The sequence below is a fragment of the Halomicrobium urmianum genome (assembly GCF_020217425.1).
GTDB classification, from domain to species: domain Archaea; phylum Halobacteriota; class Halobacteria; order Halobacteriales; family Haloarculaceae; genus Halomicrobium; species Halomicrobium urmianum.
Window position 1 is genome coordinate 649,738 of record NZ_CP084090.1, and the last position, 14,188, is coordinate 663,925.

A 14,188-nucleotide genomic window follows, 5' to 3' on the forward strand; every position below is an offset into this window, starting at 1 on the left:
CCGATTCAGAACCCATAACAGTCTGGCTCCGCTTCAAAACGTCGATGAGTCTTCTCACCCGGTTTCTCCGGGCTGCCGGCGGGCGACGGGCTATCCTGGCGCTCGGGGGCGTATACGTTCTCCTATCCGTGGCGTGGCCGTTCGTTGGGGCCGCCCGAAGCGGGTCACTTCAGGAGAGCGTGATCATCTCGATTCTGGTCGGTGGCTCGGTCGTGTTTAGTTAAGCGTGAAAAGTGAGGCGGGAGAATTTCTTGCTGGTTCATGGCAGAAATCGCCCGCCTCAACGGCAGTAGCGACTGGATAGATTTGAGTTTTGTGGAGCGCGAGCGGACACCCGAGCCGGCGATGATGCTGGGTATTCGATCGCACGTTGCGGGGCTATCGCTGTCGAATACCGTCGATTTGCTCGAGGACCTGGGTGTCGATCGGTCGCGGAAAGCGATCCACGATTGGGTGCAGAAAGCCGATTTACAGCCAGAACCAGGGAAATCGCCGAATCAGATCGCGATCGACGAAACGGTGATTCGGATCAACGATCAGCAATTCTGGCTGTACGCCGCCGGTGATCCTGCTAGAAACGAGCTGCTGCACATCCGGCTTTTTTCGACGACGACCACCGCTCTCACCGAAATATTTCTCCGCGAACTCCAGCAGAAACACGACATCGAAACAGCCGAATTTCTCGTTGATGGTGCCCAACACCTCCAAACTGCATTGCAACGAGCAGGCCTCCGATTTCAGATATCTCGCCACGGAAATCGGAATGCTATCGAACGGATTTTTCGAGAACTCAAGCGCCGAACCTCGTCGTTCTCGAATTGCTTCAGCCACGTCGAACCAGAAACAGCCGAAAACTGGCTCCAGAGTTTCGCTCGCTGGCACAATGCTTCTAACTAAACACGACCGGTGGCTCTGGGGGCGTTCTCGTCTACGGCGCCTATCGCCTGCCGGAGGCCGACGTCCGCCCGAAGTTCTACACGACCGTCGCTAGCTGGTGTTTCCGCGCCGTCGGGGTGATGGTCGGCATCCTCCTTTTCATCGCGCTCGTCGCCGAGCTCAACGACCCGGCGAACAACTTCCTCATCCTGCCGGCACTGGCCGCCGTGGCCGGCTTCGCCGCGGGCAGGCACGACGCCCGGGCGAAGACGCGTGCATACACGCTCGAACGGCGCAACGAGGCGCTACAGCAGACCCAGGCGGAGCTGGAGCAGACGGTCGACCGGCTCGAGGCGTCGGAGGAGCGATACCGAACCGTGACGGAGAACTTCCCGAACGGTGCGGTCATGCTCCTGGACGAGGAGCTGCGGCACACGCTCGTCGCGGGCCAGGGGTTCGAGAAGGTCGACATCAGCGCCGACGATCTGCGGGGCGAGCGAGCGGCGGACGTCTACTCGGAGGACGCCCTCGCGGTCTTCGAGCCGAACTACCGCGCGACGCTCGACGGCGAGCCGACGACGTTCGAGGTGGAGATGCAGGGGCGGACGTTCGAGACTCGGACGCATCCGCTGACCGACGAGGAGGGGGTCTACGCCATCCTGACGATGACTCAGGACGTCACCGAGCGCAAGCAGCGCGAGCGGGAGCTCGCGAAGCAGGCACGTCAGCAGCAGGTCGTGGCCGACCTCGGGCAGCTCGCGCTCGAAACCGACGACCTCGACGAGCTCATGCGGGAGGCGAGCCGGCAGGTGGCGGACGTCCTCGACACCGACTACTGCGAGGTGTTCGATCTCGACGACGACGGCGAGACGCTCCTGCTTCGACAGGGCGTCGGCTGGGACGCCGGCCTCGTCGGGGAGACGACGGTGTCCGCCGTCGAGGCGGACTCGCAGGCCGCGTACACCCTCGAGAACGATTCCCCGACCGTCGTGGAGGACGTCGAGACGGACGGGCGGTTCGGCGGTATCGGTCTGCAGACGGACCACGGCGTCCACAGCGGCATCAGCACCGTCGTCGGGCCGTTCGACGAGCCGTGGGGCATCCTGGGGACGCACGACGCCGACACCGGGACCTTCACCGACGAGGACGTCTCCTTCGTCCAGAGCGTCGCGAACATCCTCGCGGAGGCCATCGAGCGCCGGCAGTACCAGTCGGAGCTCGAAGGGCTGGTCGCCGACCTCGAGGAGTCAAACGAGCGACTGGAGCAGTTCGCGTACGCGGCCTCACACGACCTGCAGGAACCCCTTCGGATGGTCTCGACGTATCTCCAGCTCGTCGAGCGGCGCTACGAGGACGAACTCGACGACGAGGGACGGGAGTTCCTCGGGTTCGCCGTCGACGGCGCAGACAGGATGCGAGCGATGATCGACGGGCTGCTGGAGTACTCTCGCGTCGAGACGGCGGCCGATCCGCTGGAGCCGGTCGATCTGGAGGCCGTCCTCGAAGACGCTCGCGAGGACCTCCAGGTGGCGATCGAGGCCAGCGACGCGACGATCACCGTGGCCTCGCTGCCGCGCGTCGAGGGGGACGCACACCAGTTGCGACAGGTGTTCCAGAACCTGCTCGAGAACGCGATCGAGTACAGCGGCGACGATCCGCCGGCCGTGCACGTCTCCGCGGAGCGGGACGGCGGTCGCTGGACGGTGACGGTACGGGACGAAGGCATCGGGATCGATCCGGCCGATCAGGACAGGGTGTTCGACGTCTTCGAGCGGGCGCACGGCCGCGCCGAGGGCGCTGGCACCGGGATCGGACTCGCGCTCTGCGAGCGGATCGTCGAACGCCACGGCGGCGACGTCTGGCTCGACTCCGAGCCGGGCGGGGGAACGGCGGTCTCGTTCACGCTCCCGGCGGTCGACGAGTAGGGCGCTCGGGGCGACGTGCTGTGCTCGACGGAGCTCGCTCCGATCGATCGCTCGAGTTCCGGCGTCGGCGGTCGATTCCGACAGCGGGTGCGGTTCGGTGAGAAGACGGGTAGCGGGCCGCCACAGTCGGGCCCCGGCGTCCAGTCGAGCGAAGCGAGACTGGGCTCGGGAGTCGACCAGCGGGAGTCTGCCGGCGTCCAGTCGAACGGAGTGAGCGCGGGCTCGGAGTACGAACGGAGTGAGTCCTCCGGCGATCAGTCGTCCTGCAGTCGGTTCGACAGCCGGTCCAGCCCGAGCGTCGTCAGGAAGAAGAGCCCGCCCAGGTACAGCAGCGACGAGGGGTCGGTAACTAACCGGCTGATGACGCCGTTGCCGTAGCCGATCACGGACGAGAGGAAGCCGAGCAGCGACGTCGTCCACCCGATGCCGGTGATGCCGGCCAGTTGATCGAACGTCTCCCGATTCACCCAGGGGAGTGCCTCCAGGACCATACGGGAGGGACCCTCGTTATCGGGTAAACCCGTTCCCGTTTCGAGGGGTAAGCGGCGATTAGCGGTGCGGAAACGTCTCGTTACCGGCCAGCGAGTGGACCCAGGCAGGAAGTACGTGGGTTCGAATCGTATCGATCTGGTAAACGCTGCGCTCGGCGTCGACACCTCGCCCGCAACTGTGGCGTGTCTGGCAAGTACTGACAAGGGCGTCGGCCACGGCGTCCCAATCAGATGAGAACGTGTGAACGCTGCGGGACGCGGACGGAACCGCTGTACCGAGGGAAGCACCAGCCGGACCCGGACATGCCGGACCACAACTTCGACCGGGACGTTCACTTCGTCGAGGACTGGGCCTGGTGTCCCAGTTGCGAGCGGCCCGTCAAGACCGACCAGCAGGGATAGCGCCGGGACCGAACCGCGACCGCCGTTTTCTCGCTCCGGCGCGCGGCACGCACGGTCGCGTCAGCAGGTGTGCCAGCCGCCGTCGACGTGGAGGAGTTCGCCGGTGGTGTAGCCGGCGGCGTCGCTGGCCAGGTAGCAGATCGCCGGCGCCACGTCTTCGGGGTGACCGGCCCGCTCCATGGGGATGTCCTTGAGGAAGCCGTCGCCCCGGCTGGACTCCTGAGCCTCCTCGGTCCAGCCCTCGTTGAACTCGGTGGCGATCTGTCCGGGCGCGACGGCGTTGACGCGGATGCCGGTCTCGGCGAGTTCGAGGGCGGCCCCGCGGGTGAGCATGCGCACGGCGCCCTTGGTGGCGTCGTAGCCCACCTGGCCGTACTGGGCGAACGAGGAGCTGATGGAGGCGGTGTTGACGATCGCGCCCGGTTCGTCGCGGTCGAGCATGTCCCGCGCGGCGACCTTGGTGCCGGCGAACACGCCGCGGACGTTGACGCCGAGCATGGCGTCGAGGTCGTCGACGTCCAGTTCGGTGATCGACCCCTCCGCGAACAGGCCGGCGTTGTTGACCATGACGTCGACGCCGCCGAACTCGCGGGCGGCCTCGACGACGGCGGCGACCTGGTCGGGGTCGGAGACGTCGGTCTCGACGTACTCGGCGGTGCCGCTGCGCTGTTCGACCAGGGCGTCCGTGGGCTCCTCGGCGTCGACGTCCTTGGGCTCGCGGCGAACGTCGGCGACGATCACGGTCGCGCCGGCCTCGCCGAACCGCAGCGCCGTCGCCCGGCCGATGCCGGAGCTACCGCCTGTCACGATAACGGTGTCGTCGGCGAAGTCGAAGGCTGTGTCTCCCATGCGCACTGCGACGGCTGACTGGCACTAAACTGCTGTGCAGGCCCCGGTTCCGGGTCGCTCCGGCCGGGCAGCGCTGGACCCGGAACGACCGGCAGCGCCTCGACCACCTGGCACCATTTGCTACCGTTTCGTACCACTAGATGCCAGAAGATGGCAGCAAATGGTGGCGGCGGCTGCGAGGCGACCCGCGCTCAGTCCTGCTTGGCGCCCGGGTTCGTGACCGCGCCGTTCTCGGCGGAGCCGAAGTCGCTGCCGTACTTGGCCAGCACGCCGCTGGTGTACTGGGGTTCGGGCTCGTCGCGCTCCTCGATGCGCTGCTCGATTTCCTCCTCGGTGAGGTCGACGGACAGCTCCAGTTCGTCGATGTCGATGGTGAGGGTATCGCCGTCCCGTAGCGCCGCGATGGGGCCGCCGACGGCGGCCTCGGGGGCGACGTGACCGATGGAGAACCCGCGCGTGGCGCCGGAGAAGCGGCCGTCGGTCAACAGCGCGACGTCTTCGGCGTGTCCCTGGCCGGCGACGGCGGAGGTGACGCCGAGCATCTCGCGCATACCGGGGCCGCCCTGCGGTCCCTCGTTGCGGATGCAGATGGCGTCGCCGGACTCGACGTTGCCCTCCTGGACGTACGCCATGGCGTCCTCCTCGTTCTCGAAGACCCGGACGGGGCCCTCGTGGTGGAGGTGGTCCTCGCCGGTGATCTTGATGACGGCGCCGCCGGGCGCGAGGTTGCCGGTGAGGATGCGGATGGCGCCGCGCTCGTGGATCGGGTCGTCGACGGTGTTGAGGAAGTCGGCGTCGAGGTCCTCGACGGCCGGCGGGTCGACGCGCTCGACGGCTTCGGCCATGGTCTCGCCGGTGACCAGCTCGGCGTCGCCGTGCAGCATGTCGGCCTCGAGCAGTTCCCGGAGGACGACGGGGACGCCGCCGACCTCGTGGAGGTCGTTCATCACCTTCTCGCCGCCGGGCTGGAGGTCGGCGATCTTCGGCGTCCGCCGGCTGATCTCGTTGAAGTCCTCGATGTCCAGTTCGACGTCGGCCTCGGCGGCCATCGCGAGCAGGTGGAGGACGGCGTTGGTCGACCCGCCGACCGCGACCTGCAGGGCGATGGCGTTCTCGAAGGACTCCCGGGTGAGGAAGTCGGAGGGGCGGCGGCGCTCCTCGACGACCTCGACGGCGAGTTCGCCGGTCTCGCGGGCGACCTCGTAGCGGTCCTCGTCCTCCGCTGGCGGCGAGGCCGAACCCAGCGGGGCGAACCCGATGGTCTCCGAGATGGAGGCCATCGTGTTCGCGGTGAACATCCCGCCGCAGGAGCCCGCGCCGGGGCAGGCGTGGCGCTCCATCTCGTCGAGCTCCTCCTCGCTCATCTCGCCCTCGGCGACGGCGCCGACGCCCTCGAAGACGTTCTGGATAGTGACCTCCCGGCCGTCGTGCTCGCCGGGCATGATCGACCCGCCGTAGAGGAAGACGCTCGGCAGGTCCGTCCGGATGGCGGCCATCATCATGCCGGGCATGTTCTTGTCGCACCCTCCGATGACGACCAGGCCGTCCATGCGCTCGCCGAAGGAGACGAGCTCGACGGAGTCGGCGATGACCTCCCGGGAGATCAGCGAGGCCTTCATCCCCTCCGTGCCCATCGAGATGGCGTCGGAGATGGTGATCGTCCCGAACTCGATCGGCATCCCGCCGCTCTCGTCGACGCCGTCATAGGCGTCCTGGGCGACGTCGTCGAGGTGGACGTTACACGGCGTGATGTCGGCTGCCGGGTTGGCGACGCCTACCATCGGCGATGACAGGTCCTCGTCGTCGTAACCCATCGCCCGGAACATCGCCCGGTGCGGGGCCCGATCCGTTCCTTCCGTGACCTCGTTGCTCGGCAGGTCGGGGTCCTTCCGGCGCTCCCGACGCTCCTGCTTGCTCATACTGTGGTCCTTGCTGCCGGACGCCTTAAGCCCACGGACTACCGTGTTCGGCGACCGGCGCGCCGGACGGCAGACCTCGCCGGTGGACCGCACTTTCATTTCGGGCCGGACCCATCACGGTCCATGGTCACGGTCACGACGGCGGCGCGGCTGCACTTCGGCTTCCAGAACCTCGCGCTCGCCAACGAGCGCCTGTACGGCGGTGTGGGCGCGGCGCTGGACCGGCCGGCGCTGGAGCTGTCGGCCAGCCCCGCCGAGGCGGTCGTCTGCGACGACGCGGCCGCCGAGCCGTACGTCCGCCGGGCGGTCGCCGTCCTCGGCGTCGAGGGGGCCCGCGTCGCCGTCCGCCAGCGGATGCCGCGTCACGTCGGCTTCGGCAGCGGGACCCAGCTCGCGCTCGCGGCGCTGGTCGCCGTCGCGCGGGCCCACGACCGCGAGGTCGATCCCCGGGAACTGGCCCCTGACCTCGGCCGGGGCGGTCGCAGCGGCGTCGGCGTCGCGACCTTCGAGTCGGGGGGATTCGTCGTCGACGGCGGCCACCCCACCGAGCGGTTCACGGCCGAACCGCCGGCCGAGGGCGACTGGACGGTCCCGCCGGTCATCGCCCGCCACGACCTGCCCGAGGACTGGCGGTTCGTCCTGGTCGTCCCGGAGGTCGACCAGGGCGTCAGCGGCCGCGAGGAGGACCGCCGGATGCGCGAGACGGTCGAGCGGGCCGACCCCGGCATCGCCGACGACGTCGCCGCGGTACTCACCCGGCGGCTCCTGCCGGCCGCCGCGACCGGCGACGCCATGCGCTTCGGCGACGCCGCCGCGGCGATCGGCCGCCTCAACGGGGCCTGGTACGCCGACGAGCAGGGCGGCGTCTATCGCCCGCCCGCGGGCCGGATCGTCGAGCGACTGGCCCGCCGGCCGGAGATCGCCGGGGCCGGCCAGTCCTCCTGGGGACCCGCCGTGTGGGGGCTGACGACGCGGGCCGACGTCGACGCCGCCGAGACGGGCGTCGAGATGGCGCTTTCCGACCTGGCGGTCGACGCCGACGTGCTCGTGGCGGCGCCGCGCGACGAGGGCGCGACCGTCGCCGACGGCCCGACGCTGGGGTAGTCGCCGGCGCACGCACCGCCGCAGAGCGGCTGCGGAGCGCTGGGCAGCGGCGCTCCTATCAAACCTGATTCCGGCGGGGACAGGGTTAAGCCGGGCCGCGGGAGAGGCGAGTGCATGGAGCGGATTCCCTTCGGCGTCCGCCAGTTCGACACGACGATCGAGGGGGGCGCGCCGCGGGGCAGCGTCGTGTTGCTCTCCGGCGAGGCCGGCGCGGGCTCGCGGGAGTTCATGTACACGAGCGCGCTCATGAACGCGCTGGCGACGACCGGCGACGAGCTGTTCGACCTCTACTACGGCGATCCGGCGGCGGACGCCGCCCTGCCCGGCGCAGTCCACTACGTCTCCTTCACGGCCGACGAGAGCGAACTCGGCGCGGAAATGGCGCTGGCGATGGACGACGAGGTGGTCGACGCGGGGCTCTCCGGCGTCACCTTCCACGAGCTATCGGACCACTACTTCCACGTGAGTCCGGTGCCGCGGAACTGGTACGCCGACGAGGCGATGGACATCCGGGACCTGCGCGAGCGCCAGGAGCGCGAGGACCTGCTCACGGTGCTGGGCGAGACGATGAGCGCCGTCGCGCCGGGCAACCTCGTCGTCGTCGACTCCCTGTCGGACCTGGTCGGTGCCGTCGGCGACGCCGTCGACTGGTCGGACGTGGCCTACCTCGTCCAGGGCCTCCAGAAGGCCGCCCACCAGTGGAACGGGCTCGTCCTCCTGCACCTGAACCACGACACGGTGACCGACACGCAGTTCGGCCAGCTGACCGACGCCGTCAACGGGACCATCCGCTTCGAGTGGGAGTCCGGCGGCTCCACCCGGGCCCGAACCATGGTCGTCAGCCAGTTCCGGGGCGTCCTCTCGCGGATCGAGGACGAGAACATCGTCCGCTTCGAGACGGAGATCGGCGACGCCGGCTTCGACATCAGCGACGTCCGGAAGATCCGCTAGACGATACCACCCGTGGCGACCGCCGAAAGCCGACGTAGTCGGCTTTCGTGCTCTCACATTTTCGGAGGAAATGTGAGACCGCTATCGTCTGCTGAAATAGGCGAGGAACCCTTAACTGTCTGGTCGGGAAACGGTCCGCCGATGGCGAGCGAGTCGCGGGAGGACGCGGTGACCGTGGACCTGCCCGAGGACGTCGCGGACTGGCTCGACGCCCGGGCCGCGGAGCTGGGGGTCGACCGGGCGGAGGCGGTCAGGCAGGTTCTCGTCGCCCACCGAGCCGCCGCGTCCCTCGACGAGGGCGAGCCCGCGAGTCTCGTCGAACACGCGCCGGAGGAGGCGGTCGAGTCAGTCGCCGACGCCGCGGCCGAGCGGCTCGGGGACCGGTTCGCCGCGCGCGAGGATGTCGCCGCCCTCGACGAGGAGTACCAGGCGAAGATCGAGGACGTCCGCGAGCGCGTGATCCAGGTGAAGCGGGAGGCCGACGCGAAGGCCCCCGCCGACCACTCCCACGAGGGGCTCGACCGCGTCGAGTCGCTGGCGAGCGAGCTGGCGGCGCTGGAGGAGGAGTTCGAGTCGCTGCGCGAGTCGATCGAAGAGGAGCGCGACGACCGCTCGGCGGCCGACGACGGGGTCCGGGAGCGCCTCGACGACGTCGAGGACAAACTCGAGCGCGTGGCGTGGGCTGTCAGCGACCTCAAGCGGGACGACCGGAGCCGCGGCTCGCGAGAGCGGGCGCTCGACCGGATCAAGCGCGCCGCCGCCCAGGAGGGCGTCGAGTCGGCCACCTGCGAGAACTGCGGCGAGCGCGTCAGCGTGGCCCTGCTGACCGATCCGGAGTGTCCCCACTGCAAGGCGGCCGTGTCCGACGTCCGCCCCGAAGGCGGGATCATCCGCACGCGGGCGCGGCTGGTCACGGCCTCGCAGCTGGAAGCCGGCGACGAGGAGACGCCATGACCGAGGAGGACCGCGAGGACCGCGAAGAGCGGGACCCGGCCGACCCGCGCGGTGACCCCTTCGAGCGCCTGGACGGCGACCGCGACGGCAATCCCTTCGCGCACCTGGACGGTCCGGGAACTGCGGACGGCCCCGTCGGCCGAGCCGGCGAGGCGACCGATCCGGTCGACGACGCGGCCCATCCCGGCAGCGGCGCACTCGACCTGTTCGACGACGGGGCGGGCGCGATCGACGGTCGATCCGGTGCGGATGGCGACCGCGCCGAGTCGACGCGAGCGGATCCCGCGGGCGACCCGGCTGCGACGGACCCGTTCGGGGAGTTCGAGGCCCGCGACGGCGACCCCTTCGAGGCGGCCGGCGGCGCCTTCGAGCGGGTCGACGTCGGCGACGTGGATCCGGACGAGGTGTGGGACTCCATCGCAAGCGACGGCGACGCGACTGACGGCGTAGCGGCGACCGACGACGCGCACGTCGCCGAGTCGCGCTACGCCGACGTGTCCAAACACGAGTTCTGCGAGCGCTGCGAGTACTTCTCGTCGCCGCCCGATGTCGGCTGCGCCCACGGGAGCGCCGAGATCGTCGAGTTCCTCGACAGCGAGACGATCCGGCTGCTGAACTGTCCGGTCGTCGCGGAGCGGCGTCGGATCGAAGACGGAGAATAGCGGGTCGACGCCGAACCGGCGAGGCGACGGGCGCTACCCGACTAGTCGTCGAACCCGAACGCGCGGTGATACTGGACGGGCTCGCTGGTCTGGTCGGTCGCGCCCAGCGCCTGCGCGGCGTGCAGCGGGAAGTAGGGGTCGCGGAGGAACTCCCGGCCGACGATGGCCATGTCGGCCCGGCCGTTGGCGACGATCCCCTCGGCCTGCTCGGGCGTCGTGATGCCGCCGACGGTGCCGACCGCGACGTCGCTCTCCGTCTCCTCGCGGACCTGCTCGGCCAGCGCGAGCTGGTAGTTCGGACCGGCGTAGTCGGGGTAGGACTCGGGCACGATGCCGCCGCTGGAGACGTCGATCAGGTCCGCGCCGGTCTCCGCCAGCCGGTCGGCCAGCCGGACGGAGTCGTCGACGGTCCAGGACTCGCGGTCGTCGAGCCACTCCGTCCCCGAGATGCGGACGAAGACGGGCCTGTCGTCGGGCCAGACCTCGCGGACGGCGGCGGTGACCTCGCGGGCGAGGCGGGTGCGGCCCTCGAAGTCGCCGCCGTAGTCGTCCTCGCGGCGGTTGGTCACCGGCGAGAGGAACTCGTGGATCAGGTAGCCGTGGGCGGCGTGGACCTCGGCGACCTCGAAGCCCGCGTCCAGCGCGCGCTCGGCGCCCGCGCGGAACGCGTCGATCACGTCCTCGACGTCCTCCTGGTCCATCTCGCGCGTGGCCGGCGGCTCGTCCTCGTACGGCCAGGGATCGCCGTTCGGGCCGATCACCTCCCAGCCGCCGTCCTCGGGGTACTCGGGCACGCTGCCCTCCCAGGGCCGGGTCTTGGAGGCCTTCCGGCCGGCGTGGGCCAGCTGGATGCCGGGGACGCCGCCCTGCTGTCTGACGAACTCGGTCGTCCGCCGCAGGGCGTCGGCGTGCTCGTCGCTCCAGATGCCCAGGTCCTCCGGCGAGATGCGGCCGCGGGGCTCGACGGCCGTCGCCTCGCTCATCACGAGACCGGCGCCGCCGACGGCGCGCGAGCCGAGGTGGACGTGGTGCCACTCCGTCGCGAGGCCGTCGCGGTCCTCGCAGGAGTACTGGCACATCGGCGAGACCATCACGCGGTTCGGAATCGTCGTCTCCCGCAGCGTCAACTCCGAGAACAGCTCTGCCATGTGCGAAGCGAGGGACTCGACGGAAAAGCACCTGGCGGCGCGTGCGGGAATTTCCGATACCGAACTGTCACGTTCGCGGCGCCGCGGCGCGCGGAGAACCGGGAGACGGCGACGGGATCGTAACGTTCACCTCCGGGCTGAATCGACCAGCGTCCGTGTACTGGCTGGCTCGCGTCGCAGGGTACGTGCTCCTGCTGGCCGCCCCGGCCGCGCTGCTGGCCGCGACGGTGCTCTCGCCCGCCGACGTGCCCGTCCGCCGGATCGGCGTCGGGAGCGGGGTCGTCCTGGCGGGCGGCGTCGCGGCCGCGCTGGAGGGGAACCGCGCGTTCGATCGGTCTGCCAGCACGGGATCCGATCGGTCAGCGGTGCCGACGCTCGCCGTTCGCGACGCCCTCACGGTCCTGTCCGTCGCCGCCGGGGCGCTGGTCACCTACGGGCTGAGCGTCCACGCCGGCCTCGGTCCGGTGCTCGCCTCCGCGCTGGTCGGCCTGGTCGTCGGCGCGGCCGCGCCCGCGGTCGCGGTGCCGGTCTACTGCGGGTCGTTCGTCGGCATGGTCTCGCCGTCGCTGTTCCGGCCCGCGGCGCTGCCCGCGTCGGCCTACGTCGGCGTCGCGGGGACCGTCGCCGGCGTCGCGTTCGTCGCGTCGAGCGGCGTCTTCGACGGCTTCGGCGGCAAGCTCGGGACGCTCGCGTTCGCCGGCATCGCGACGACGCTGCTCCTGCCCGGCGGAGCCTACGCGACCGGGAGTGGCGTCGGCTGGGCGGCCGCTGTGACTATCGTGCCCGTAGCGACCGTCGCGGCGGTCGCGACCCTCGTCCTGCACGTCAGGCTCGACCTCGGCGCCGTGGTGGGGTCGGCGCTCGTCGGCGTCGCGGCCGGTGCCGGGTTGCCCGCTCTCGCCCCCGACCTCGGCGGGACGCTGGCGACCGTCGCCTTCTGCGCCTCCTTCGTCGGGATGTCGACGACGCGGCGACTGGCGAGCGCCCGGGAGTTCGCCGCCGCCGGCGCGGTGAGCGGCCTCGTCTTCGTCGCGGTCGCTCCCGCGTTCGCCGGCGCCGGCGGGAAACTCGGCACGGTCGCCTTCCTCTCCTGTCTCACCACGGCCGGCGCTCGAGCGCTGTCCGAGCGTCTCTAGACGGGGTGGCCGACGCTACCGCTCGCCGCGAGTCCGCACCCGTCGCGCCACGTCGAAGTCGAACCGGTCGATCCGGACCAACCCGCCGAGAAACAGGGCGGCGACGCCGACGGCGAGCCAGTTGCCGAACCAGGCGTTGACCGCGCCCCACAGGAGGACGAAGCTCACCAGGTCGTCCAGCGCGAACTCGCAGGTGGCGACCCGCTGCAGGAGCGCTCGCCGGTCGAACCCGAGGTCGAAGGCGACGACGGCGACGGCCGCCGAGAGCACCCAGCCGCGGTAGTTCGAGAGGGGCACGCCGTAGTACGCGCCGCCGCCCTCGTAGGACCAGAACCCGAGCGACACCGCCGCCGGGTCGAGCACGAGGTCGACCGCGAGGACCGTCCCGATCACGGCGGGGAGCCTGACGGCCCGGCTCGCCGCGCGCTCGCCCAGCAGGAGGACGACGAGCAGGTAGGCGTTGACCACGAGCGGGAGGAAGAATATCGGGAGGGCCAGCGGCACGCCGGAAAGCATCGGCCCGAGCGAGACACCGTAGGCGAACTCGCCGTAGGGCTGGCCCGTCGCGATTCCGACGGCCTCGATGCCGTAGCTGTACAGCGTGACGGCACCGAGCGCCAGGGCGGCCCGGCGGTCGACCAGCGGCGCGAGACCGGCGACCAGCGGCAGGCGCATCACGAGCGTCCCGAGCAGGATCAGCAGGGGGTGGAAGGCCAGCGGGTCCGGGACCAGCCCCTCCGCGCTGGCGGTCAGGAGGACGGCACCGGTCACCGGGAAGACGACGGCGATGGTGAAGCGGTTCTCGCGGACGAGGTCGTCGAGACCAGTGAGGACGCCCTCGCTCGTCCGGTCGACGGTCCGGCCGTCAGCCACGCAGCATCACCCACAGGCCGAGGAGGGTGAAGGCGGTTCCGACGGCGGTGTTGATCGCCGGGTACCACCAGTACGCGCGGTCGACGTCGACGCCGGCGGCGAGGAGGCCGAACACGAGGAGGGGGTAGAGGGCGAGCAGCGCGCCGAAGGCCCAGTGGACCGCGGCGAAGACGACGGCCGCGGCCAGCCAGCAGGCCGCGCAGTAGTAGTAGGCGCGCCGCTCGCCCAGGGCCGTCGCCGTCGTCCGGATGCCGGCCTCGCGGTCGGGCTCGACGTCGGGGATCGCGGAGAAGGTGTGCATCCCCATCGTCCAGAGCCACCCGCCGGCGACGGCCGCGAGCGGTGGGAGGCCGCCCGCGACGGCGGCGTACGCGACGACGCCCGGGAGGACGTACAGGCCGTTGGACAGCGAATCGAGGAGGGGCGTCGTCTTGAACCGCGCCGGCGGGGCGCTGTACTCGACGGAGAGGACGAGCCACGCGGCGAGGGCGAGGACGCCGGCGGCGGGCAGCGCCGGGGCGAAGGCGAGGGCGAGGACGCCCGACGAGATGACCGCGGCGAGAACCGCCCGATCGCCCCGGAAACTGACCTCCTTCCCGCTCTCGTCCTTCTTGGGGTTGTGCTCGTCGACCTCCGCGTCGAAGACGTCGTTGACGCCGTAGAGGAAGACGTTCGCCGGGACGAGGAAGTACGCGAACAGCGCGACGGCGACCGGCGAGAACAGGTCCGCCGGCCCGTCGGCGGCGTAGGTGACGCCGACGATGACGGGACCGGCGAGGTAGAGCCAGAACCGCGGCCGGGAGAGCCACAGGAGGTAGCCGACGCGGCTCTCCGCGGAGGGCAGGAGGGCCGCGAGTCGATCGGTGGGGACCTCGGGCATGGGTCAGATGGTGCTCGC

General features: G+C 70.4%; 14 protein-coding genes. 8 read left to right on the forward strand and 6 right to left on the reverse strand.

Annotation, left to right across the window (positions count from 1 at the left end):
- Positions 1-261 precede the first annotated feature (261 nt).
- Together LCY71_RS03235 and LCY71_RS03240 are read left to right on the forward strand one after the other, a co-directional pair.
- Entirely contained in the window at positions 262-897 is a 636-nt protein-coding gene (locus LCY71_RS03235; protein ID WP_225334929.1) for an IS6 family transposase, read from the forward strand.
- Between the two features lie 47 nt (positions 898-944).
- On the forward strand, positions 945-2,801 hold the full coding sequence (locus LCY71_RS03240; RefSeq protein WP_373325148.1) for a sensor histidine kinase: 1,857 nt from the start codon (positions 945-947) through the stop codon (positions 2,799-2,801).
- A gap of 254 nt (positions 2,802-3,055) precedes the next feature.
- Here LCY71_RS03240 and LCY71_RS03245 read toward each other — a convergent pair whose 3' ends face one another.
- Positions 3,056-3,292: a hypothetical protein gene (locus LCY71_RS03245; RefSeq protein ID WP_225334931.1), complete on the reverse strand. Its 237-nt coding sequence runs from the start codon at positions 3,290-3,292 to the stop codon at positions 3,056-3,058.
- 231 nt (positions 3,293-3,523) lie between these two features.
- Between LCY71_RS03245 and LCY71_RS03250 the strand changes: the two genes are divergently transcribed.
- Positions 3,524-3,694, forward strand: coding sequence for a hypothetical protein (locus LCY71_RS03250; RefSeq protein ID WP_225334932.1), 171 nt, complete (start codon positions 3,524-3,526; stop codon positions 3,692-3,694).
- Between the two features lie 60 nt (positions 3,695-3,754).
- Here the strand turns inward: LCY71_RS03250 and LCY71_RS03255 are convergent, their stop codons facing one another.
- Both LCY71_RS03255 and ilvD read right to left on the reverse strand, forming a co-directional pair.
- Entirely contained in the window at positions 3,755-4,543 is a 789-nt protein-coding gene (locus LCY71_RS03255; RefSeq protein ID WP_225334933.1) for an SDR family NAD(P)-dependent oxidoreductase, read from the reverse strand.
- A 191-nt stretch (positions 4,544-4,734) separates the two neighbouring features.
- Complete coding sequence (gene ilvD, locus LCY71_RS03260) at positions 4,735-6,462, reverse strand: dihydroxy-acid dehydratase (RefSeq protein ID WP_225334934.1); 1,728 nt, start codon at positions 6,460-6,462, stop codon at positions 4,735-4,737.
- A 123-nt stretch (positions 6,463-6,585) separates the two neighbouring features.
- Here ilvD and LCY71_RS03265 point away from each other — a divergent pair, with 123 nt between their 5' ends.
- The 4 genes from LCY71_RS03265 to LCY71_RS03280 all read left to right on the forward strand — a co-directional run bounded on the left by LCY71_RS03265 (position 6,586) and on the right by LCY71_RS03280 (position 10,133).
- A complete protein-coding gene (locus LCY71_RS03265) occupies positions 6,586-7,566 on the forward strand; it encodes a beta-ribofuranosylaminobenzene 5'-phosphate synthase family protein (RefSeq protein ID WP_225334935.1) in 981 nt (326 codons plus the stop codon).
- Between the two features lie 114 nt (positions 7,567-7,680).
- The gene (locus LCY71_RS03270) at positions 7,681-8,517 is read left to right on the forward strand and encodes an RAD55 family ATPase (protein ID WP_225334936.1); all 837 of its coding nucleotides are present in this window, start codon (positions 7,681-7,683) and stop codon (positions 8,515-8,517) included.
- 141 nt (positions 8,518-8,658) lie between these two features.
- Positions 8,659-9,471, forward strand: a complete 813-nt coding sequence (locus LCY71_RS03275) for a hypothetical protein (RefSeq protein ID WP_225334937.1) — start codon at positions 8,659-8,661, stop codon at positions 9,469-9,471.
- Positions 9,468-10,133: a DUF8135 domain-containing protein gene (locus LCY71_RS03280; protein ID WP_225334938.1), complete on the forward strand. Its 666-nt coding sequence runs from the start codon at positions 9,468-9,470 to the stop codon at positions 10,131-10,133. Before LCY71_RS03275 ends, LCY71_RS03280 begins: the two co-directional genes overlap by 4 nt.
- A 41-nt stretch (positions 10,134-10,174) precedes the next feature.
- Here the strand turns inward: LCY71_RS03280 and LCY71_RS03285 are convergent, their stop codons facing one another.
- A complete protein-coding gene (locus LCY71_RS03285; protein WP_225334939.1) occupies positions 10,175-11,281 on the reverse strand; it encodes an NADH:flavin oxidoreductase/NADH oxidase in 1,107 nt (368 codons plus the stop codon).
- Between the two features lie 155 nt (positions 11,282-11,436).
- Here LCY71_RS03285 and LCY71_RS03290 point away from each other — a divergent pair, with 155 nt between their 5' ends.
- Positions 11,437-12,417, forward strand: coding sequence for a hypothetical protein (locus LCY71_RS03290; RefSeq protein ID WP_225334940.1), 981 nt, complete (start codon positions 11,437-11,439; stop codon positions 12,415-12,417).
- A gap of 15 nt (positions 12,418-12,432) precedes the next feature.
- Here the strand turns inward: LCY71_RS03290 and cruF are convergent, their stop codons facing one another.
- Together cruF and LCY71_RS03300 are read right to left on the reverse strand one after the other, a co-directional pair.
- Positions 12,433-13,290, reverse strand: coding sequence for a bisanhydrobacterioruberin hydratase (cruF, locus tag LCY71_RS03295; RefSeq protein ID WP_225334941.1), 858 nt, complete (start codon positions 13,288-13,290; stop codon positions 12,433-12,435).
- Entirely contained in the window at positions 13,283-14,170 is an 888-nt protein-coding gene (locus LCY71_RS03300) for a prenyltransferase (RefSeq protein ID WP_225334942.1), read from the reverse strand. Before LCY71_RS03300 ends, cruF begins: the two co-directional genes overlap by 8 nt.
- Positions 14,171-14,188 lie beyond the last annotated feature (18 nt).